The 21,895-nt window shown below is 63.2% G+C and carries 23 protein-coding genes; 19 read left to right on the top strand and 4 right to left on the bottom strand.

What is annotated here, in order from left to right:
• Positions 1-3 precede the first annotated feature (3 nt).
• From BRAS3843_RS05715 to cobM, 3 genes are read left to right on the top strand one after another with little or no spacing between them, the layout of a single operon-like run.
• Complete coding sequence (locus BRAS3843_RS05715; RefSeq protein ID WP_008967814.1) at positions 4-1,239, top strand: bifunctional cobalt-precorrin-7 (C(5))-methyltransferase/cobalt-precorrin-6B (C(15))-methyltransferase; 1,236 nt, start codon at positions 4-6, stop codon at positions 1,237-1,239.
• On the top strand, positions 1,236-1,640 hold the full coding sequence (locus BRAS3843_RS05710) for a cobalamin biosynthesis protein (RefSeq protein WP_008967813.1): 405 nt from the start codon (positions 1,236-1,238) through the stop codon (positions 1,638-1,640). The genes BRAS3843_RS05715 and BRAS3843_RS05710 overlap by 4 nt, the downstream gene beginning before the upstream one ends.
• Complete coding sequence (gene cobM / locus BRAS3843_RS05705) at positions 1,637-2,398, top strand: precorrin-4 C(11)-methyltransferase (protein ID WP_008967812.1); 762 nt, start codon at positions 1,637-1,639, stop codon at positions 2,396-2,398. The genes BRAS3843_RS05710 and cobM overlap by 4 nt, the downstream gene beginning before the upstream one ends.
• On the opposite strand, the gene BRAS3843_RS05700 is transcribed toward cobM, so the two are convergent.
• The gene (locus BRAS3843_RS05700; RefSeq protein ID WP_035980917.1) at positions 2,368-3,498 is read right to left on the bottom strand and encodes a cobalt-precorrin-5B (C(1))-methyltransferase; all 1,131 of its coding nucleotides are present in this window, start codon (positions 3,496-3,498) and stop codon (positions 2,368-2,370) included. The two genes, cobM and BRAS3843_RS05700, sit on opposite strands and share 31 nt — an antisense overlap.
• 47 nt (positions 3,499-3,545) lie before the next feature.
• On the opposite strand from BRAS3843_RS05700, the gene BRAS3843_RS05695 reads away from it, so the two are divergent.
• Both BRAS3843_RS05695 and bluB read left to right on the top strand, forming a co-directional pair.
• Positions 3,546-4,886 (top strand): cobyrinate a,c-diamide synthase, encoded by a 1,341-nt coding sequence (locus BRAS3843_RS05695; RefSeq protein ID WP_008967810.1) that lies wholly within the window; start codon positions 3,546-3,548, stop codon positions 4,884-4,886.
• The gene (gene bluB, locus BRAS3843_RS05690) at positions 4,883-5,554 is read left to right on the top strand and encodes a 5,6-dimethylbenzimidazole synthase (protein WP_008967809.1); all 672 of its coding nucleotides are present in this window, start codon (positions 4,883-4,885) and stop codon (positions 5,552-5,554) included. The genes BRAS3843_RS05695 and bluB overlap by 4 nt, the downstream gene beginning before the upstream one ends.
• On the opposite strand, the gene BRAS3843_RS05685 is transcribed toward bluB, so the two are convergent.
• The 3 genes from BRAS3843_RS05685 to BRAS3843_RS42050 are packed head-to-tail and all read right to left on the bottom strand — an operon-like array spanning position 5,555 to position 9,191.
• Entirely contained in the window at positions 5,555-6,280 is a 726-nt protein-coding gene (locus BRAS3843_RS05685) for a formyltransferase family protein (protein ID WP_008967808.1), read from the bottom strand. It abuts the gene before it with no gap.
• Positions 6,281-6,296: 16 nt separating this feature from the next.
• A complete protein-coding gene (locus BRAS3843_RS05680; protein WP_008967807.1) occupies positions 6,297-7,643 on the bottom strand; it encodes a hypothetical protein in 1,347 nt (448 codons plus the stop codon).
• A gap of 54 nt (positions 7,644-7,697) precedes the next feature.
• Entirely contained in the window at positions 7,698-9,191 is a 1,494-nt protein-coding gene (locus BRAS3843_RS42050) for a hypothetical protein (protein ID WP_244425129.1), read from the bottom strand.
• Positions 9,192-9,242: 51 nt separating this feature from the next.
• Here BRAS3843_RS42050 and BRAS3843_RS42045 point away from each other — a divergent pair, with 51 nt between their 5' ends.
• From BRAS3843_RS42045 to BRAS3843_RS39420, 14 genes are all read left to right on the top strand, one after another.
• Positions 9,243-9,956: a hypothetical protein gene (locus tag BRAS3843_RS42045; RefSeq protein WP_244425128.1), complete on the top strand. Its 714-nt coding sequence runs from the start codon at positions 9,243-9,245 to the stop codon at positions 9,954-9,956.
• 54 nt (positions 9,957-10,010) lie between these two features.
• Positions 10,011-10,427 (top strand): hypothetical protein, encoded by a 417-nt coding sequence (locus BRAS3843_RS42040; RefSeq protein WP_244425127.1) that lies wholly within the window; start codon positions 10,011-10,013, stop codon positions 10,425-10,427.
• 273 nt (positions 10,428-10,700) lie between these two features.
• Positions 10,701-11,405 (top strand): RNA polymerase sigma factor, encoded by a 705-nt coding sequence (locus tag BRAS3843_RS05670; RefSeq protein ID WP_008967805.1) that lies wholly within the window; start codon positions 10,701-10,703, stop codon positions 11,403-11,405.
• A 138-nt stretch (positions 11,406-11,543) separates the two neighbouring features.
• Positions 11,544-12,377 (top strand): flagellin, encoded by an 834-nt coding sequence (locus tag BRAS3843_RS05665; RefSeq protein WP_008967804.1) that lies wholly within the window; start codon positions 11,544-11,546, stop codon positions 12,375-12,377.
• Positions 12,378-12,438: 61 nt separating this feature from the next.
• Positions 12,439-14,145, top strand: coding sequence for a flagellar filament capping protein FliD (fliD, locus tag BRAS3843_RS05660; protein ID WP_008967802.1), 1,707 nt, complete (start codon positions 12,439-12,441; stop codon positions 14,143-14,145).
• Positions 14,145-14,570 carry a flagellar export chaperone FliS gene (locus tag BRAS3843_RS05655; RefSeq protein ID WP_035980913.1) on the top strand — a complete coding sequence of 142 codons (426 nt, stop codon included), beginning with the start codon at positions 14,145-14,147 and terminating at the stop codon, positions 14,568-14,570. The genes fliD and BRAS3843_RS05655 overlap by 1 nt, the downstream gene beginning before the upstream one ends.
• A 276-nt stretch (positions 14,571-14,846) precedes the next feature.
• Positions 14,847-15,131, top strand: coding sequence for a hypothetical protein (locus BRAS3843_RS05650; RefSeq protein WP_008967799.1), 285 nt, complete (start codon positions 14,847-14,849; stop codon positions 15,129-15,131).
• A gap of 457 nt (positions 15,132-15,588) precedes the next feature.
• Complete coding sequence (locus BRAS3843_RS05645; RefSeq protein ID WP_035980912.1) at positions 15,589-16,254, top strand: FlgD immunoglobulin-like domain containing protein; 666 nt, start codon at positions 15,589-15,591, stop codon at positions 16,252-16,254.
• A 21-nt stretch (positions 16,255-16,275) separates the two neighbouring features.
• Positions 16,276-17,535: a flagellar hook protein FlgE gene (gene flgE / locus BRAS3843_RS05640; protein WP_008967797.1), complete on the top strand. Its 1,260-nt coding sequence runs from the start codon at positions 16,276-16,278 to the stop codon at positions 17,533-17,535.
• A gap of 2 nt (positions 17,536-17,537) precedes the next feature.
• Positions 17,538-17,810, top strand: a complete 273-nt coding sequence (locus BRAS3843_RS05635) for a hypothetical protein (protein ID WP_008967796.1) — start codon at positions 17,538-17,540, stop codon at positions 17,808-17,810.
• 21 nt (positions 17,811-17,831) lie between these two features.
• A complete protein-coding gene (locus BRAS3843_RS05630) occupies positions 17,832-18,284 on the top strand; it encodes a hypothetical protein (RefSeq protein ID WP_008967795.1) in 453 nt (150 codons plus the stop codon).
• Between the two features lie 24 nt (positions 18,285-18,308).
• Positions 18,309-20,066, top strand: a complete 1,758-nt coding sequence (gene flgK / locus BRAS3843_RS05625; RefSeq protein ID WP_008967794.1) for a flagellar hook-associated protein FlgK — start codon at positions 18,309-18,311, stop codon at positions 20,064-20,066.
• Between the two features lie 21 nt (positions 20,067-20,087).
• Positions 20,088-20,999 (top strand): flagellin, encoded by a 912-nt coding sequence (locus BRAS3843_RS05620; protein ID WP_008967793.1) that lies wholly within the window; start codon positions 20,088-20,090, stop codon positions 20,997-20,999.
• Between the two features lie 167 nt (positions 21,000-21,166).
• Positions 21,167-21,790, top strand: a complete 624-nt coding sequence (locus BRAS3843_RS39420; RefSeq protein ID WP_347379568.1) for an RNA polymerase sigma factor — start codon at positions 21,167-21,169, stop codon at positions 21,788-21,790.
• Positions 21,791-21,895: the final 105 nt, after the last annotated feature.

Genomic DNA, 21,895 nt, shown 5'->3' with positions numbered 1-21,895 from the left:
TCCGTGATCAGCTCCGGCGCAACTTGCAACGCGACGCGCTGGCTGTCCATCATCGGCATCGGCGAGGATGGCGCCGATGGTCTATCGCCGCTCGCGCGCCGGCTGGTCGCGAGCGCCTCGCTCGTCGTCGGTGGTGCCCGCCACCTTGAACTTGCGCGCTCCCTGATCACGGGTGAGCAGCTGGCCTGGCCGAGCCCCTTGCATCTTGCGTTCGATGAAATCGCAGCGCGGCGAGCTGAGGCCGTGGTCGTGCTCGCCAGCGGCGATCCCTTCAACTATGGCGTCGGCAAGCAGCTTGCCGAGCGCTTTGGGGCTGATGAAATCCTATGCCTGCCGCAACCATCCGCTTTCAGCCTGGCCGCAGCCCGGCTCGGCTGGGCACTGCAGGACGTGACACAAATCAGCCTGCACGGCCGGGCGCTCGAAGGCATCATTCGTCATCTCAGCCCTGGTGCGCGGATCATCGCGCTCTGCTGGGATGGTTCGACGCCAAGGAAGCTTGCGGGTTTGTTGTCGTCGCGCGGCATGGGCCGCTCGCGGTTGACGGTGCTGGAGGCCATGGGCGGACCGCAGCAGCGCCGGAGCAGCGCGCTCGCTGCGGATTTTGACCGGTCGGATATCAATGCGCTGACGACGGTCGCTGTCGAGGTGGTCGCCGATCCCGATGCGCCGATTATCGGCCTTCCACCGGGTCTCGCCGATGAGCAGTTCGAGCATGACGGGCAGCTGACCAAGCGCGATATCCGCGCTGTGACGCTATCGGCGCTGGCGCCGCGGCCGGGCGAATTGCTGTGGGACGTTGGCCTCGGGGCTGGCTCGATCGCGATCGAGTGGCTGCTGCGTCATGGGTCGCTGCGTGCGATCGGGATCGAGGCGCGGCAGGATCGCGCCGCCCGCGCCGCCCGCAACGCACTCGCCCTGGGCGCGCCGGACCTCAAGATCATCGTTGGCTCCGCACCGGCTGCGCTGAGCGATCTGAGCGCGCCTGATGCTGTCTTCATCGGTGGCGGCATCTCCGACGACGGTGTCTTCGAAACCGTGTGGTCGCGGCTGAAGCCGGCCGGCCGGCTGGTCGCCAATGTGGTGTCGCTCGAAGGCGAGGCGCGGCTCGCAACCCTGTTTCAACGGCATGGCGGCGAACTGGTCCGCGTTGCCGTCGCGCATGTCAAACCTGTCGGCGGCATGCACGGCTGGAAGCCGGCGATGCCGGTGACGCAATGGCGGGTGACCAAGCCATGATTGCGCTTGGTGTCGGCTGCCGCCGCAACGCATCGGCTGATGACATCGCGGCATTGATCGCCGAGGCTCTCGCTGCGGCAGCGCTGCAGCTCGACTCCATCGGCGTTGTCGCGACCGAGAGCGCGAAGGCAGAGGAGGCTGGCATCATTGCGGTCGCGCGCAGGCTTGGACGCCCGCTGGTCGGGATCGTGGCGAGCGAGCTTGCCGGCGTATCGCATCTCGCTGCGACCAACAGTGCGCGCGTGCAGCATCTGAAAGGCGTGCCATCGATTGCGGAAACGGCGGCGCTGGCGGCTGTCGGCGCGCATGCGCGCCTGCTCTTGCCGCGCATTGCCAATGCAACCGCGACCTGCGCGCTGGCGCAAGGCGATGGGCCCGTTCGTGCGGGAGGGGCGGCATGACCGTGCATTTCATCGGTGCCGGCCCTGGCGCGCCGGACCTGATCACGGTGCGCGGCCGCGACCTGATCGCGCGCTGTCCGGTCTGTCTCTATGCCGGCTCACTGGTGCCGAAGGCGCTGCTCGATCACTGTCCGCCCGGCGCGCGCATCATCGACACCGCTCCGCTGTCGCTCGATGCGATCATCGCGGAGATGGCGCGCGCGACCGCCGCTGGCGAAGACGTCGCGCGGCTGCATTCGGGCGATCTGTCGATCTGGAGCGCGCTCGGCGAGCAAGTGCGACGTCTAGAGCAGCTTGGGATTCCGTTCACGGTCACGCCCGGCGTGCCGGCCTTCGCTGCCGCTGCGGCAGCGCTGGGGCGCGAACTGACCTTGCCGGGCCTGGCGCAATCAGTGGTGCTGACGCGGACCTCAGGCCGGGCGTCGCCGATGCCGGAGAGCGAGCAGCTCTCGTTGTTTGCGCAGTCGCGCGCGACACTCGCGATCCACCTTTCGATCCATGTGCTCGACAAGGTCGTCGCGGAGCTGTTGCCGCATTATGGAGCGGACTGCCCCGTCGCGATCGTTTATCGTGCCAGCTGGCCGGAGCAGCGCATCGTCACCGGCACGCTCGGCACGATTGCCGCGATCATGCAGTCGGATCCGGTTGAGCGCACCGCATTAATCCTGGTTGGCCAAGCACTTTCGGCGCAGGATTTTCGCGAGAGTGCCCTCTATGACGCCGACTATCAGCGGCGTTTTCGCGGGAGGGGCGAATGATCGGCGCCGCTGGAGTGTCCGACCAGCTGCCCGGTGCGATCGAACACGACGACATCGAGCAAAATTCCGTCGTCGCCGAGCGCACGACGCGCTGTGCTCAATGCCGCGCGCGCGACGACATCGCCTGCCGGGAAATTCAAGCGTTTGGCTTCATCGAGAACCTGCAGCGCGGTGTTCGCGCCGCGCGCGAGTTTCACGAGCGCATCGGGCGCGTCCGCGTCATGCAGTGCCTCGGCAAGCCAGGCGACATCGACTTCGCCGGCGCGCGAGTGCAGGTCGAGCAGACCCTGGCCGAGCTTGGTCATCTTGGCGAAGCCGCCGGCGACGGTGATGCGCGCAACCGGATGACGGCGCAGATATTTCAGCATGCCGCCGACGAAATCGCCCATGTCGATCAGCGCGGCGTCCGGCAACTGGTAGAGCTGCTGCACGGCTTTCTCGGACGTGGTGCCGGTCGCGCCGGCGATATGCGTCAGTCCCGACGCGCGGGCGACATCGATGCCGCGATAGATCGAGTGGATCCATGCGGCGCAGCTGAAGGGAATGACGACACCGGTGGTGCCGAGGATCGACAGGCCGCCGATGATGCCGAGCCGCGGGTTCAACGTCTTCTTGGCGAGTTCCTCGCCGCCTGGAACGGAAATCTCGACGATCACGTCGTTCGGTCCGTTCAGCGCGGTTGCAGCTTCGCGGATCGCCGCGCTGATCATCTGCCGGGGCACCGGGTTGATCGCGGGCTCGCCTGGCGGCAGCGGCAGGCCCGGCTTTGTCACGGTGCCGACGCCGGGCCCGGCCCGGAACACGACCCCCGAACCGTCCGGTCCAACTCGCACGGACGTCTTGATCAATGCGCCATGGGTCACGTCGGGGTCGTCGCCGGCATCCTTGACGATTCCGGCCGTGGCGGCACTCTCGTTTCCCTCATGCATCGCCACCGCAAAGCTCACGCGGTGACCGCTGGGCAACGCGATTTCGACCATCGCGGGGCAGGTTCCCGTGATCAGCAACTCATAGGCCGCGCGCGCAGCCGCGGTGGCGCAGCTGCCTGTGGTCCAGCCACGTTTCAGGGGTCGTTCTGGCGCTCCCGCGGTTTCGGTCATCACCGATCGCATAGCACAGTTTGCCGTGTTGGGACGGTACCGTAGCCATGACCTCGGCGGCACCAAAGGGGCTGATCCTCGCCGCGCCGCGCTCCGGCGCCGGCAAGACCACGGTCGCACTCGGGCTGATGCGGGCGCTGTCCCGGCGCGGAAGGCAGATTCAGCCATTCAAGTGCGGGCCCGATTACATCGATCTCGCCTTCCATTCGATGGCGGCGCGGCGGACCAGCTATAATCTCGACTGCTGGGCGATGACTGCGCCACAGCTGCGCTGGCTGGCACGCGACACGGCGGCCGATTCCGATCTGGCGATCGTCGAAGGCGTCATGGGCCTGTTCGATGGCGCGCCGGCGCAGGGTCGCGCGGGCAGGGGATCCGCGGCCGATCTGGCCGCCTTGTTGGGCTGGCCGGTGGTGCTGGTCGTCGATGTCTCCGGGCAGACCGAAACGGCCGCGGCCGTCGCGCTCGGCTGCGCCCGATATCGCGAGGACATTGCGGTTGCGGGCGTGATCCTCAATCGGGTCGCCAGCGAGCGGCATCGTGCCCTGATCGAACCCGCTTTCGATCGCGTAGGCATCAAGTTGTTGGGGGCCTTGACCCGCGACGAGCAGCTCGTGCTGCCGGAACGTCACCTCGGCCTGGTGCAGGCGCAGGAAATCGGATCGATCGAGACGCATTTCGATCGGCTGGCGGACCGGATCAGTGAAGCTTGTGATCTCGATGCTATCAGCGCTTTGGCGCGGCCCATGGGAGTTGAGCCGTGTGATGACCAACCGATCGGTGCTGGGATCAAGCCACCGGGCCAGCGGATCGCGCTGGCCACCGATACCGCGTTCTCGTTCAGCTACCCGCATCTGATCCGCCACTGGCGTGAGTCCGGCGCCGAGATCGTCGCGTTCTCGCCGCTCGCCGACGAGGCGCCGGATCCATCCGCGGATACGGTGTGGTTGCCCGGCGGCTATCCGGAGCTGCATGCCGGACGCCTCGCCGCCGCGCAACGCTTTCTCGGTGGTCTGCGCCATGCGGCCGACAGCGGCGCGTGTATCCACGGCGAATGCGGTGGCTACATGGTGTTGGGCAACGGGCTGGAAGATGCACATGGCGGCCGCCATGCCATGGCAGGCCTGCTGTCGCTTGAAACGTCGTTCGCGAAACGGCGCCTCCATCTCGGCTATCGCCGCGCGCGGCTGCTCGCCGATTGCGGGATCGGTGCGCGCGGCGCTATCGTCCACGGTCATGAGTTTCACTACGCGTCAATCTTGGCCGAGGCTGACGATCCCCTGCTCGAGTGCCGTGATGCGGCCGGCAACGCCATCGCAGAGCGAGGGGCACGTCGCGGATCAGTCAGCGGATCGTTCCTTCACGTCATCAGTGGAGAAGCGCCATGAGTGAAACCAAGCGCAGTGAGACCGAGCGCGAGCCTCCGCAATTCGATGCAGCGTTCAGAGCGCGCTTTGCGGAGCTGGTACGGTGGCGACGCGATGTCCGCCGATTCCGATCGAGCGCGGTGAGCCCGGACCTGGTCGAACGGCTGATCGCGCTCTCATGCTACGCGCCGTCGGTCGGCTTCAGCCAGCCCTGGCGCTTCGTGCTGGTCGAGGATGCGGAGCGTCGCACAGCAATCGTGGCCAATTTCAAGACGGCGAACCAGGCTGCGCTCGAAGGCTACGACGGCGAACGCCGTGCGATCTACGCGCGGCTGAAGCTGGAAGGGCTCACCCAGGCTCCGGTGCATCTTGTGGTCTGCGCTGACGAAGCGGCCGAGACCGGCCATGGACTCGGGCGCAAGACCATGCCGGAGATGCTGCGCTATTCCGTTGTCGCGGCAATCCAGACCTTCTGGCTCGCGGCGCGCGCCGAAGGGCTTGGCGTCGGATGGGTCTCGATTCTCGATCCGCACGCGGCCTGCAGGTCGCTCGACCTGCCGCCGCACTGGAGCCTCGTGGCCTATCTGTGCGTCGGCTGGCCGGAGGAGGAGCATGACGATCCCGAGCTGGAGCGTCATGGCTGGGAGGCGCGGCTGTGCGATGCGGCGCTCAGGCCGCTCAGGCGTTGATCAGGATGCGAGCGCGAGCGGCGGCGCCTCGACGGCCGGCATAATCGGTTTCGGCGTGGCCGCGCCGGCGAGTTGGAAACGCGCGCCATGCAGCGTCACCGTCAACGGAATGCCGCGGAAATCGTCATGGAAGGCGCGGATGCGCCGCTTCATCTCGGAAGGTGCGATGTCGGCAGGCATGTCGCACATCGCGGCGTACATCTGCTTCGTGCTCTTGATGCCGCTCCAGGCGATCGGCAGCACCGCCAGCGGCGCGCTTTCGCAGGCAATGTCGCGTGACATGCGCCAGAACAGGTAAGCGAGCCGCACGAAGGCCATCTGCTCCAGGCCCCGCACATCGATACCGTCGGGAATGTCGAACTCTTCGACGCCGATGATGGCGCCGCAATCGACCCGCGCTTCCATCACATGCGCTACCGCGCCGAACTGTTTGGCGCCGTCGTAAAGTGCGAAATGCGCCGGCGCCCAGCCCGGATAGTCTGCCGGACCCGGATGAAAATTGTAGGCGCCGTACCCAAGCGCATCAAGGATGTGCGTGGGGACGATGACGCCCGTCGTGAACGCGACAAGACGCGCGTCAGCGAGCACCTCGGGTTCGATAGCTTCGAGCTCCCCCAAGCTGACGGCGCACCGGAACGACAGCGCCGGATTGTGCGCCTTGAGGAGTTCGGTCAGCGCCATCTGCTGGTCGCGGCTGCCGGTCAGAACAATGATCGTCTTGAGCATTTGGATGTTTCCGGATTCAGCGCTGATAGCGCGTTACATTGACGGACCGGCCTTTGGTCTCCGACGCGGCGAGCGTGCGGAACAGATCATTCGGCAGCTCCTGCGCGGGATCGATCTCGACCACTTTGTTGTGGGCGAGGAATGCTGCCTCTCTTGCGACACGCACATCGTCCTGCCATGGGCAGAGCGATACTTCGAGCCGTGCGAAGCCGCCGCAGTCGGCGGTGAACGCGCGCGTCACGGCCTGGAGGCTCGCCGCGGTGGCACGCGCGCCCGCCGCTTCGACATCGCGCAGGATCACCGTGATCGCTTTGTCCGATGTGGCCGTCGAGTTCAGCACGATCAGCGAGTCCCGTGCGCCGCTACGGCCGGCGCGCCGCGCCGCGCGCACCGCATCGGCAAAGTCAGGATCCGGGCCGAGATCGGCGGTGGTCGGTGCGAGGTTATGGACGATGGTCGCGCGCCTGGCGCCGGCTTCTCCCGCCACCGCGTGATAGGAGCGGGGCAGCCAGACGGTGTCGAGCGGCATCTGCGACGATGTCAGGCTCCAGGCCTGGTCGAGCAGATAGCCCTCCCAAACGGCGACATAGGAATGGGTCAGCTCCTGCCAAGTCAGTAGCATCGCTTCGGCGGCTGTCGAGCGGCCGAAATACAATGTGCGCGTTGACATCTCCCAGCTGTTCCATTTGTGAACCGCGAAATCGCCGTCCGCTTCGACCAGCAGGGACGGCAAAGCCTGCAGCATCGTATCGGCATCGACGAACAGCAGCGGCTCATCGTGTCGTTTCCACATGCGCAGGATGAAGTCGGCCTTTTCGGATGCGAGCAGGCGGTCGTCGTGGACGGTATCGATCGCCTCGATGGTGAACGGCAGTCCGAGCCGATCGAGCGAGCGCTTCAGGTGATAGGCTCTGATTTCGCCGAGCGCACGGGGATAGCAGGACACTACGCGCAGCGTCGCCGCGTTGATTGGATCTGCCTGCGGCCGCCAGCGCAGGCCGCCCCACCACAGCTCATGTGGGCCATCGGCACCGCACGCCCCGACCGTCCCGAATTCGGTCAGCTTCGATTTCAGGAAATCGAACGCAGGATTTTCGCCGAAGGGGATGACGACCGCGGTGTCCGAGGTCAACGAGCTGTACAACAGCTCCGCACCTGCACCGCTCGGTGGGTCGATCACGACGACGACGCGGCCTTGTCCGGCGTGCGCGCTGCTTCCCCACACCGCGGCCGGACCGAAGCTGCGCACCAGCCAGCTGAGCCGGCGCAATTGAGCAGCGCCGAGCTTCGCTCCGTTCGACAGCAAGAGCTGCGCGAGTTTAGTCGTGGCGTCGCTGGTCCGGTCCGCGGTGCTGCGCATCATGCTCCATTCTCCTTCCAGCTCAAACGGATCACGACACGGAATCAGGCGGATCCATCATGCCGTTGGCGCGGCACCTTGCTCGGCGAGCTGTGATGAGAGCATTCTCCAGGCAACGACGTCCGGCGCGGCGTGCGGCGCAAAGATTCGATCATGGCTGAGCGAGGTCAGGGCGACCGTATAGATGCTGACCTCGCCCTGGAGGGCTGCGACCGGAATGATGAGGCTGCCGTCCTCGGTCGGCGCGAGGTAGTGGCGACCGTGGCGCTCGAGCTCCGCAAACACCAGCCTGTCATCGGAAAGTGCAGCCACGTCGGGCGACTCGGCCGCATCCGCAACGGTCGCTCCGGTCTGAACGACAACGCCATGCAGGATTCCCGCCTGGGCGAATTTGCCGAGCGGGAGCACGATCATTGCGACGTTCATCGCGCGCGATACGGCAATGCGCAGCCTGACGTCGCCGAACCCCGTCCGGTAGACGGTGATGGATTCCATCGACGCGGAGCCATCGGCCTTGAAGAGTCCAATCTCGAGCGCGCCGCAGGCCGTCTCGCCGAACACATCCGCCGGCAGCCGGTTGGCGCCGAACAGCGTGTACAGATAAGAATGAGCGGGCGAGATCGCGGCGAAGCTTCCGGCGAGCCACATCGGCAGGTCGCGGACGGCGCACGCGAAGCCGAGGCCGCGCGCAATCAGCTGATTGTCGACGGATGGGCGGTCGATCAGCGGCTGCAGCGTCTCAGTGCCGAGATTGACGTCGTGCTGGAAGTCGCCGAGCAGGGCGAGCTCATCGTCATCAGGCAGCATCAGCAAACGTGCGAGCGTCGCAGCCGTCCAACGTGCCGAGGCATCCGAAGGCGCGAATGGCTGCAGCCGATGAGTTGTTGCCAGGTCTCGCGCTGCTGCCGCAAACGCGATCGCCCCGGCTTGGACCTCGGCAATCCGGGCGAGCTGGTCAGGAGGAATCGGATTCGGCTCGTGCAGAACTCCGCCATTGCGATAGTCACGGACCGAGCCTTGCGGGGCGCTGCAGAGCTGTTCCAGCAGCGACACGTTGCGCAGCAACGCGCGCTTCATGTGCGGGGTCACGATGAGATCCGAGATCAGGCCACAGACACTGTCGCCGCGAGCAAGATCATGGAATGCGTCGTCAAGCGTGAGCAGATAGGTGCCATGCAGCCTGATCCTGATGCCTTCGCGATCGAAGACCCGGCGCAGCGCCTTCTGCACGCTGCCGGAATAGCCGAGGTCGACGAGCACGAGATCGGTGCAGGAATCGAAATCGGGAATCGCGTTGCGCAGATAGGTGAGCAGCCGCGACCGCATGCCAGCGGCGAGCTCGGCGCTCTCGCGGCGGCTTATGAGGTCGGGGAGGGCTTCTGCAAGTTGAGCGCCCTTGACCACGCCGTTCGGACTCCGTGCGAAGAAGTCGGCCACCGCCGCGGGCAGGATCTTGGTGATGCCGGCAAAGCTGTGCGCATCGATCGCCGGGATCTTGTCGAGCAAATCGCGAAGCGGCTGCAGCGTGTCGGCTGAGGCGATCATCGTCACACGGCGGTTCACCTCGACATAGTGCGCGTCAGGCTCATTTTGCCGGATGCGATGCGCGAGGAAACCGTCGCGCCCAAGAAAGGCGATGGAGACCTTTCCACCAGTCTTGCGCAAATCGTTGCAGCGGGATTCGACGAAAGCATCGAACGCAGCCATGACCGGACCGACCACGGTCATGCCGAGGTGGCAGGCGGCAGATCTTTCTGCGGTCTGAGCCGCAACCATGCGCCGCAGGGTGCGGATGCCATGGTCCAGCCGAGACGGCCGGCCCAGCGACAACAGCTCGAACAGCGAAGCTTCTCTCTGCAGCTTCGACGCCAATTGAGCGCTCGCCTGCGGATAGTGGCGCGGCCGAATGCCGTGCCGGCGCGCCCCCTTGATGTCAGCCCGCTCATTGTCCCCGATATGAAACGACCTCTCCGGGTCGATCTTTTGCTCGGTCAGATATTTGGCGAACAGCTTCTCGCGCTTGCTGTGGCCGTGCTCGCACGAGGCGTACAGAAAATCCCAGCTGAGATCGGGGCAGCAATTGCGCAACAAATGGGCAAGCTGCTTCGTGCTCCAATACGTGTCCGAGATGAAGCCGACGCGGAAGCCCTGACGTTTCATTTCCAAATATTGCTGAAGCATTTCCGAATTTGCGCGACAAAGGTCGAGCTCGGCGCGGAACTCGGCGACGGCAAGATCGTTCAGCGCCTCGCGGTCGAGGCCGAACAGTCTGAAAGGAAAGAAAGAATAGATATCCGCGATGCGGACCTCGGCTGATCCGCGCTTTTCTTTCGCCTCGTTGCGGGCGCGTGCTTCGGCGCTGATGCGATGTTGAACGAAATTCTCTGCAACATTCGGATGCGTTTCAGACAAACCGGAGAGCTCATAAGCTCTTTCAAAGACGCCGTCCGGCGTGGTGCAGGCGCGTACTATAAAAGTATCAAAAACATCGAACGAACACGCAGCAACAAACTTCGCTCGACGCGCTGCGCCGACCGTTGCGACCTTCATTGCGAAATTCCCCGCTCCGTATGCTATCAACGGTCGGGGTTGCGAAATCAGGCGCTCACATTTCAAAAAATTCATGGCGCGATCCAAAAAACAACGCGCACAGCGACTGACAGATTCAAAAAATCGGATAGGTTCAAAATGATGATTCGGAAAAAATTGCCGGGTGCGAAGATCGCCGCGCGCGAATCTCTGCCAAGCGCAACTGATCATCTCCTGGCTCATGTGCTTGCGGCGTGAGCCGCGTCAAGTTCGCGTAACAGCTGCGTTTCCTGCTGTATCTTTGCTTCCAAACGAATGTCCTGCGATGCGGACTAAAACCTATGCTCGGTCTCTGATTGGACGGCGGCGGCACGCCGTCCGGCATTTTTTGCCCGCAGGTGGGCAAAACATTCCTCATAACCCTTTGAAAAATAATGAAAATAGTTCGCCTGACTTGTTCGCTTGCGGCGTTCAAGGGGTGGAAGCGGTTTGGAATGTGCGCTTTCGGCGCTGCGGGTTGGAGATTGGGGAATGAGCTACGCGCTTGATGTCTGGGCTCCTGCCGAGTGTGAGGCCGCCAAGGAGCCGGCCTCGTCCGAAGCTGCGACGGTGCCTTGGCAAGAGTCGGCTGCGATCGTGCCGGACAGTACGCCTGCTTTCGATGGCGGCGTGTTCGACGAGGACAAGGAACTGCTCGATCGACTGGCGACGGGAGATGAGGCGGCTTTTCGCGATCTCGTCGAGCGTCACATCGACCGAGCCTACGCGATCGCCTTGCGGATCGTCGGCAACGCTGCCGATGCCGAGGACGTCGTGCAGGACACGATGCTCAAGGTCTGGACACATCGGGAGCGATGGCAGCACGGCCGCGCGAAGTTCTCGACCTGGCTCTATCGCGTAGTGAGCAATCGCTGCATCGATCTCCGGCGCAAGCCGCGTACCGAGAATGTCGATGTCGTTCCCGAGGTGGCGGACTCCAAGCCCGACGCGAGCAGCGTCATCGAGCGCGCCGAGATGAATGATCTGCTGGAGGCCGCCATGCTGCGGCTGCCCGAGCAGCAGCGCCTTGCGGTGATCCTGTCGTACCACGAGAACATGAGCAACGGCGAGATCGCCGACGTGATGGAGACCACGATCGCCGCGGTGGAGTCTCTGCTCAAACGAGGCCGTCAACAGCTGCGCGAATTGCTGCGCCGGCACGAGCGCGACATCCGCGGCGCGTTTACCGACTGCTAACCATAATCTCCGCGGCGGGAAAGATTTCTCGCCTGATCCTGGCACGCCTCTCCGTTTGATCGGGCAGACGGGGCTGATACGCACCGTCAGTCCTTCCACGATGCGGCGTATCCAGCCGATCACTCAGGAGTCTTCACCGTGCCCGCAATTTCCACCAACATCGCAGCCAACTCGGCTGTCCGCTACCTGAACGTCAATTCCAATCAGGAAACCAGCGCGCTTTCGAAGCTGTCGAGCGGCTCGCGCATAACTTCGGCTTCCGACGACGCTGCCGGTCTCGCGATCTCGACCCGCATCTCCTCGGACATCACGACGCTCCAGCAGGCGGCGACCAACACCGCGCAGGCGACCTCGATCCTGCAGACCGCTGACGGTGGCGCCTCCAACATCAGCGACATCCTGTCCCGCATGAAGTCGCTGGCCTCGGAGTCTGCTTCGGGCACCACCACCGACTCCAGCCGCGCCTATATCAATTCGGAATTCTCGCAGCTCACGAGCGAAATCGACTCGATCGCGAGCGGCACCCGCTACAGCGGTCAGAGCCTGCTCGACGGCACCAGCGCTTTCGCCGGTTCCGGCGTCTCGGTCATGGTCGGATCGTCCAGCTCCGACACCATCACGATCTCGCTGTCAAACCTCACGACGGGCACTTCCGGTCTCGCGATCTCGGCGCTCAACGTCACCACCCAGAGCGGCGCGACGAGCGCGCTGACCGTGCTTGACTCGGCCATCGACAAGGTTTCGTCGGCGCGCGCCGACATCGGTGCGCAGGAATCGCGCTTCAACTTCAGCTCCGACTCGATCTCGACGCAGACCCAGAACCTGCAGTCGGCCAACTCGGCGATCAAGGACGTGGATATCGCCTCGGAGCAGGCGACGCTGTCGTCGGCCGAGGTGAAGACCCAGGCCGCCGTGTCGGCAGAAGCCGCGGCGAACCAGATGCCGCAATATCTGCTGAAGCTGCTGGGCTGATCGACGATCTTCCGGGCCGGCATGACGCCGGCCCGGTCCTTCCTATGGCGGGCCCGCAATCATGACTGTGAGCAGTACGACCTCGAGCACCAGCAGTACGTCGTCATCGTCCTCATCTTCGAGTTCCAGCTCCCTCACGACCTCAGGCACCAGCACGACCAGCACCATCGACTGGAGCGCCCTGATCGATGCGGCCGTCAACGCCAAGCTCGCTCAGGCGACGCAGATCAGCACCAGCATCACCGCCAACCAGGCGAAGATCTCCGCCTACCAGTCTCTCCAGACAGATCTCAGCACGCTTTCGACCGGATTGGCCTCGCTCGCCACCTCGGTGATCAACTCGCTCGCCACCAACGTTTTCGCAACACGTTCGGCGACGCTGACCTCGAACGGCGATGTGAGCGCCTCGTCCGTGCTGTCCATGTCGGTCAACAATGGTGCGGCAACCGGCGATCACACGCTGACCGTCAGCCAGATCGCGACGGCGCAGAAGGTTGCGGGCAGCAGCCAATCCAGCGAGACCGACGCGCTGGGCTATTCCGGTACGTTCACGATCGGTCTTGCCGGAGGAAGTACCGAGAGCATTACGGTCACCAGCGACATGTCCCTGCAGGACGTGCAAGATGCGATCAATGCCCAGACATCCACCACGAACGTGCAGGCATCGATCCTCCAGGTCTCGAGCGGCTCCTATGAGCTGATGCTGACCGGTACGCAGGATGCGGCCGATATCACCTATTCGAGCACGTCCGGCGACGACATTCTGAACAAGCTTGGCGTGACCGACAGTTCAGGTTCGTTCTCGACAGTGATGCAAACCGCACAAGCGGCGGAATTCAGTCTGGACGGCGTCTCGCTCACCCGCAACACCAATGACATTTCGGACGTGCTGAGCGGCGTGACCTTCGACCTGCTGCAGGCCACGCCGAGCGGAACGTCGGTCGGCATCAGCATCGGCACCGACACGAGCCAAATTCAATCCGCTCTGGAAACTTTCGTCACGAACTACAATGCGTTCCGCGACGCCGTCATCGCCCAGCAGTCGACGAATTCAGACGGCACGGCGTCGTCGAGCGCGGTTCTGTTCGGCGACGGGACCATGCGCGACATCATGGATCAGCTCCAGAGCGTGCTGAGTTCGTCGGTCGGCGGAATGACGATGGCCGATCTCGGTCTGTCCTTCAACGAGAAGAATGAGCTCCAGCTCGACACCGGCACCCTGTCGACGATCCTCAGCACCAATCTGAGTGGTGTGACCGCGCTGCTCTCGGCGCAGACCACGACGTCGTCGAGCCAGCTCACGGTTGTCAATACCGGGACTTCGCCACAATCGTTCACGCTCGACTTGACCGTGGATTCGTCGGGCAATCTCAGCTCCGCGTCGGTGGGAGGCGACAGCTCGCTGTTCACGGTCAGCGGCAACACCATCATCGGCAAATCCGGCACGGCCTATGCGGGCATGGCCTTTACCTATAGCGGTTCGACATCGCAGTCGATCACGGTAACCTCGACCCAGGGGCTTGCCACGCAGATCTACCAGATCGCAAACCAGGCCTCGGGGAGCAGCGGCTCCTTGCAGACGCTGATCGACAACCTGACGACCCAAGACAACACGCTGACCAGCAAGGTCAACGATATCGACAGTGCCGCTGCCACCTTCAAGAGCCAGCTCGAAACGCAATATGCGAAATATCAGGCCGCGATCGAGAGTGCCAACAACACGCTGACCTATCTCAAAGCTCTTCTCAACTCGAATTCGAGCAACTAATGACCCAGAGTTCGATGGCCTATCGGGCCAACCAGGCCTACCGCGGCGCGGCTGTCACAGTGTCCCCGCTCAAGGCGGTGATCATGCTGCTGAACGGTGCGACCATGTATCTGCAGAAATCGTTGCAGGCGCAGGAGGCGCGCCGCTTCGAGGAGGGGCATGAGCACCTGACACGGGCCACCGCTATCCTGCGCGGGCTGAGCCACCATCTCGACTCGGTCCGTGGCGGCGCGGTCGCGGAAAAGTTGTTCCGGACCTACAATTCGCTGATCCTGGCATGCCTGCGTTCGTACGGCCGTCCGCACATGCGGGAGAACTTCAGCCGCATCATTGCAAGCATCGCTGAACTCCGTGAGGCGTGGGAGGCGGTCGATGCCGCAGGCAGAGGCGGACGCCCGCCCGGTGATTCGGCAGGCGGGCGCTAACCGACCGAATCGTCGGTCGCTGCAGTCGAGCGAAAATGACATTGTAAGCCATCGCCGCTTCTTCCTAGGATCCAGCACAAGCAGTAGTTTGGTGAAAATTCATCCTATAATTGCATTTTGGTCGGTTCTAATGCACATCATCGTGCATATGAGCCAACGAATCTACGGGTGATAACGGTATCATGTTGCGGTCGATTGCCGCAACCGATTGATATCAATTTCGTCTTGCTCTCGAATGGTTTATGACGGCGCCGGGGACGCTGGATTGAGCGGACGATGGACGTCAGGGAATTCGAGGATCTGATCGACCGGTTGGGAGAAGATCTCTCCGGCTGGCCTGAAGCGCAGCGCCAGGCTGCGGTCGAACTTCTGGCTTCGTCTCCCGAAGCAAATGCGCTGCTTGAGGAGGCGCGCGCCTTACGCCAGGCTCTGTCTGCACCGCCGGCCAGAGCGCCCGCAGGTCTTGCGGACCGGATTGTCGCTGCGGCCGGGCGGATGAAGACCGCGGCGCCTGCAGAAGAGCAGCCGGTCCAAGCGGCCGACGCATCACATCCGGGCTGAATTTTTCCACTGAGCTGAGACCCTGGCGAGAGAGGGTGGCGCGATGCCGCGTCACTCCGGCGTTCGTGTGGCTTTGTTCCTTGGCGCGGCGCTGCCGAATGCCAGGCCATAGCCTTGGGCCGACTTTGATCTCCGCCCCATCTGCCATCATGCCATGACCGGACGGGTGCCCGCCCGCCGATCTCCACCGAATCCTGCGAGCCGATTTTCGATCCAATGCTGTGGCTCGGGCTCATCGACCGGGCGATGTCCACGGGCGATCGCCCATACCAGGCGTTTTTTGCCGCCTCTGCACGGCGGCGCGGCGGCAAATTCTGCCGTCTAATCAAGTAATTCCGTCGAATCTTTCTGCGCCTGAATTGGTTGCGCCGACCGTTTGATCTGCAAACGCCATCACGATCGCGAGCTTGCGATGTAGCCGCTGCGTCGCGCGCGGTGAGCAGATCTGGAGTTTGTCATGACGGTTTCCGCGACGAGTTCATCGAGTTCAGCCGCCTCGTCCTCTTCCTCCTCATCATCATCGTCGAACTCGACGCTGAGCACGCAGGACTTCCTGTCGCTGCTCGTCAGTGAATTGCAGAACCAGGACCCGCTGAATGCGACCAGCGTGACCGACTTCATCAATCAGATGACGTCTTATGCCAATTTCTCCGAACAGCAGGCGATCAACACCAGCATGAGCTCGCTGGCGAGCTCGTTCTCCAGCCTCGTGACGCTCAATTCGGTCAATTACATCGGCCACACCGTCGTCGCGAAGACCGATACGGCGACGCTGTCCAACGGATCGGCGACGTTCGGCTACTCGCTGTCCTCGGCCGCCTCCAACGTCTCGATCTCGGTCAAGGACTCGTCCGGCAACACGGTCTGGAGCGGTACCGGCACCGGCAATTCGGGTTCGAACTCGTTCACCTGGGACGGCAAGGACTCGTCTGGCAACCAGCTCAGCGACGGCGGGCAGTACACGATATCGGTCACGGCAACCAACTCGGCCGGCACCTCGGTGCTCAACTACACCACGATCACGGGCACCGTGACCGGCATCGATACCTCGACCAGCACGCCATCGCTCACCGTGAACGGCGTGTCGGTCAGTGCCGCGAACATCATCGGCGTAACCTCCTGACAGCATTAATCGGAGTGGACTATGAGTCTTTCTGGAGCACTTTCCTCGGCGATTTCCGCGCTCAATGCGCAGAGCTCGTCGCTCGCGATGATCAGCGACAACATCTCAAATTCCGATACGACAGGCTATAAGACCACGTCGGCGATGTTTGAGCAGCTCGTGACGGCATCGAGCAGCAGCCAGTCTTACTCCTCGGGCGGCGTCTCTGTGTCGGGCCGCTCCAACATCACCCAGCAAGGCCTGTTGGCGTCAACCACCAACGCGACCGACGTCGCGATTCAGGGCTCGGGTTTCTTTGTCACAGCCAACTCCACGACGGCGGGCGGCGACACCTTTTATACCCGAAACGGTGCCTTCACGACGGACAATGCCGGCTATCTCGAAGATAATGGCTACTATCTGGAGGGCTGGCGTACCGATGCGAGCGGAAGCATCACCGGGACGAGCCTCGAGCCGATCAACACCAAGGTTGCCCTGACCAATGGCGGGGCAACGACAAAGACCTCCATCTCGGCGAATCTTCCGGCTGACGCAACAAGCAGCTCAACTTTCAGCAGCTCGACCACGGTCTATGACTCGCTGGGAGACGCGCACACGCTGGACATCAAGTGGACCAAGACCGCGGCCAACACTTGGACCGCCCAGATGTCCTCGCCTGACGGGACCATTAGTACGACGGCTCCGGCATCGGACACCTATGATGTCACGTTCAATAATGATGGATCGCTGGGTACCGTGACGACCGCGGGCCAATCGACGGCCAACCCGCTCAGCATCACTTGGAACAACGGCGCTGCGACGAGCTCGATCACGATGGACTTCGGGACCACCGGCGGTGGTACCAACGGTCTGACCCAATTGTCGTCCGGAAGTACGACCCCAGATGTCAGCAACTTCAACGCGAGCTCGGACGGCATATCCTTCGGTACGCTGAGCAGCATCTCGGTCGGCAAAGACGGCATCGTCGATGCGACCTATTCGAACGGGCAGACCATTCCGATCTACAAGATAGCAGTCGCCACGTTCGCCGATCCGAACGGCCTAGTCGCGCATAGCGGCGGTATGTATACGTCGACCGCGACGTCCGGCGACGCCACCTTGCAGACATCGGGCGAGAACGGCGCCGGCACGATCTACGGGAGCGAATTGGAGTCGAGCACGACCGACACCACAGGTCAGTTCAGCAACATGATCTCGGCCCAGCAGGCCTATTCGGCGGCATCGCAGGTCGTGACCACGGTCAACAAGATGTTTGACACCCTGATCTCGTCGATGAGGTGAGCATGGCCGATCCAAGGAAGGAGCGGGCCGGCGAAGGCGAAGCGCTGTTGCGGCGGTTGCAGCGGCTGAAGATCCGCGCAGCGGCCGCCGGAACGGCCGATCGTCTGGAACTGCTCGCACTCATCGACGACATCGAGACGGTGCGTCGCAAGCTGCTGCGCGAATGCGCGCAGCTCGACGAAGAACGAAGGCTTGCGACGGTCAGGGTCGCGGCGTTCAACACTTACGCGCGCGTGGCGCGCACGGCCAACGCGCCGCAACGGCGCGGTCATTGACGACGATACGGGAGCGACAAGATGAAACCAGCAGTCCAGGCCGTCCGCAGCGGAGCCGGCGACGAAGGCGTGAAGACGTTGATCGCGTTGATCGACGAACTGATCGTCGTGGTATCGGAGGAGAACGCCGAACTGGCCAAGGGCCTGCCGGCGTCACGGTCGAAGCAGCTCGACGACAAGAACCGGCTTGCCGGACTGTTTGAGCAGCGCGTCGCGGAGTGCGCGGCCAGGACGGCAAGCCTGGACGTGCAGGACCGGATGCTGCGGGAGCAGCTGATGGAACGGATTCTCAATCTGCGTCTCGCGATGGACGAGAATCTGCTGCGGCTGCGCGCGGCGATCGAGGCGAGCAACCGCCGGATCGAGGCGGTCATGCAGGCGATCCGCGAACAGATCGCCAGCGTTTCGCCCTATGGATCGGGCGGCCGCCGCGCGGCGCGTGCGATGTCGTGCGGGACCAACGTTCAGGCTTGAGCACGGTAGAGGCGGGGGGAAGCGATGTCGCTCGATGTTGCAAGACTGATCGCGTTCAGCGGGATCATGGCGACCGAAACGCAGATCAGCGTGGCGTCGTCGAACATATCGAACGCCGATACCACGGGCTACACCAAGAAGACGGCCAATCAGTCCGCCAATGTGACCGATGGCGTCGGCACCGGGGTAACCATCACCGGGATCAGCAGCAACGTCGACAAGCTGCTGTTGAAGTCCCTGATTGGCGCCACCTCCGATCTCGGCTCCGCCGACACCACTAATAACTACATGACTGAGCTCGAGCAGCTGTTCGGCACTGCCAACAGCAATGGCACGTCGACCACCGGGACGTCGCTCGCCAACTCGCTGTCTTCGCTCGAATCGGCATTGTCCTCGCTGGCGAGCTCGCCCTCGAGCGTCTCGCTGCAATCGGCCGTCGTGAGCGCGCTCGACGACGTCGCCTCGCAATTGCGTGATACGTCGAGCGGCATCCAGACCCTGCGGTCCAATGCCGATCAGGATATCGGATCTTCGGTCACCAGCATCAACAGCGATCTGAAGCAGATCTCTGATCTCAACGTCGAGATCAGGAAGATGGGCGCGGCCGGACAATCGACCGCGGATCTTGAAGACGAACGGAATTCCGCGCTGCAAGATCTCTCGTCATACATGAACGTGAGCTACTACACGGCATCGAACGGGGATCTGCAGGTCTATACGTCCTCGGGCCAGGCACTGGTCGATTCCTCGGCGCATACGCTCAGCTATTCGACCTCGGCGAATGTGACCGCGTCGACCAGCTATAGCTCGGGCGGCTTCAGCGGCATCACGGTCAACGGGGTTGATATCACCTCGCAGATCACCTCCGGCAAGATCGGCGCTTTGGTCACCCTGCGAGACCAGACGTTGCCGGCCGAACAGTCGCAGCTCGATCAGCTTGCAACGCAGTTGAAGTCCGCGCTCAATGCGGTCACCAACGGTGCATCCTCGGTGCCGGCGCCGAGCAGCCTGACCGGGACGTCGACGGTCGCCAGCACGGATGCTCTGTCGGCCACCGGGACGGTCCGGATCGCCGTGACCGACCAGAGCGGCAATCTGGTCTCCTATCAGGATCTGAATCTCTCATCCTATTCGACGGTCGGCGATCTCGTCACCGCGCTGAACGGGATCTCCGGCGTCTCGGCATCGATCGATTCCAGCGGACATCTGGTGGTCAGCTCGACCGCCTCCGGCGATGGCGTGGCCATCAATGACATGACGAGCTCGGTCAGCGGGGCGGGCTTCTCGGACTATTTCGGGATGAACGATCTCGTCACCGGAACCGGCGCCTCGGATTTTGCGGTCCGCAGCGATATCCTGTCGGGCGCGTCCGGATTGCCGACGGATACAATTGACAGCTCTGCGACGCTCACGACGGGCAGTCAGGTGCTGACCTCCGGTTCGGCGACCGTCATCAACAGCCTCTACAGCGCGCTGACGGGATCCCGCAGCTTTTCCGCCGCAGGAGGTTTGAGCGCCACCAGCGGTTCCTTCGCCAATTACGCCGCGGCGATCGTGGCCAATGTCGCCAGCAAGGCGTCAGAGGCCTCCTCGACCTATACGGCAAAGGAGACCGCGCAATCGACTTACGCGAGCTCGCTGTCCTCCGAGACCGGCGTCAATATCGACGAGGAAACCGCGCGGGTCAGCTCGCTGCAAAACAAATATGCAGCGGCATCGCAGCTGCTCTCGGCGGTCAACACCATGTTTTCATCGCTCATCACCGCGATGCAGTCGGGTTAGTCTGGACGAGAGAATAGTGCCATGATGATGCGGATCGCCACTTTTTCCAACACGGAGCAGATGATCTCCAGCGCGCTGCGGACGCAGGCGACCATGGCCGATATGCAGGTCCAGGAGGCGTCAGGTCTGAAGTCGGAATACCTCGCCGGCTACGGCGCCGACACCCAGCACGTCGTCAACCTCCAGGTCTCGGTGACGCGCGCGCAATCCTACATCGACGCCGCGACGCTGGCCGACAATAAGGCGCAAGTGATGTATTCGGCAGTAGGCCAGGTCTCGGAGGTGGTGAACCAATTGAAGAGCGCCCTCAGCGCGGCCACCACCGCCAGCGGCACGGAAGTGGCGTCGGCGATCAGCACGGCGCAGCAATTGTTGCAACAGATGGGCGGCATTCTCAACACGCAATATGATGGCGAGTATGTGTTCAGCGGCGCCAAGACCTCGACCGCTGCGGTCGATCTCTCAAGCTTCGGCTCGTCGGGGGCGGGCTCGCTGAGCACGCCGGATACCAGCTACTATCAGGGCGACAGCGAACTCGCCTCGGTCCGCGTTTCGGGTGGTCAGACCGTGACGTATGGGATCACCGCCGACAACTCCGCCTTTGAGGAGGTGACGCGGGCATTGAAGTTCGTGGCCAACAGCTCGACCCTGTCGAGCAGCGATATCTCCAGTGCGCTGAGCCTCGCCGACAGCGCGGTGGACGATGTCGCGACGGTTCAGGCAAAGCTCTCCAACGCCACCTCGCAGATCGAGGACGCAAAGTCGCTGCAGACCGACTTCAAGAGCTACGCCGAAAGCCTTGACAGCGATCTCACCAGTGTCGACGTGGCGTCAGTCACGGCCCAGCTTTCAACCTATCAGGCGCAGCTGACTGCATCCTATACGGCAATTTCCAAGATCCAGAGCCTCAACCTGGCGAGCTATCTCCGATAAGGGCGTTGCTCGGCGTGGCGGTGGTCAAGACCATCCAAGAGGCGCAGCCGCTGCCGCGCATTCCGCCCGACCCGTCGGACGATCTCGACATCACGATTGCGGTCGCCTTCGATCTGGATCCGTGAGCGGCGATACGGGACGGCTCCGCCGTCACGCCATTGTCATCCGTGCTCGATAGGTACACCAGTGGGGCGGTATGCCGGTTGCAGTGCAAAGCGGCGGCGGATGGGGCAGCGTCGGTGTCCGATTCAAATATCAGATCGCTGCGGGAGGCTCTTGCGGCCGAATATGAGGGGCTGACCAAGCGTTTGACGCGCCGTCTTGGCTCCGCCGACTTCGCTCGTGAGGCGCTGCACGAGACTTTCCTCCGCGTCGATCGCGTTTCCGATGCCGTCGAGGTTCGCAGCCCGCTCGACTATCTGTTCCGGATGGCGCTCAACGTTGCCCGCGACAGACGCAAAGGCGATCAGCAGCTCCTGAGCGCTGCTGATGTCGAGACGATGCTCGATCTCGCCGACGACGGACCTGACCCCAGTGCGGTTGCGGAGTCGCGGATCGAAATGGCGGAGTTCGAGAAGGCGCTGGCGGAATTGCCGGCTCGCCGGCGCAATGTTTTCGTTGCAGCCCATCTCCATCAGCAGCCGCACCGGGAGATTGCCGACCGTTTCGGGATCAACGTTCGGACGGTCGATTTCGACTTGCAATATGCTATGGAGCACCTCAGCCAGCGCCTCGGCCGTAAAATCCTTCGCCGTTTTGGACCAAGGGCAAGGCCGCAGGCGCGGGATTAGCTTCAGTCAACTGCTGCCGCGGTCGACGAAAGCAAGGTGGGCCGGGTTGGCCGCGCCGAATTCCTTGTAAAAAGCTTTGCATGATTGGCTCCTGTCGCAACAAAC

This window comes from Bradyrhizobium sp. STM 3843, assembly GCF_000239815.1.
GTDB lineage: Bacteria > Pseudomonadota > Alphaproteobacteria > Rhizobiales > Xanthobacteraceae > Bradyrhizobium.
This window is presented reverse-complemented; position numbering and strand designations above follow the sequence as displayed.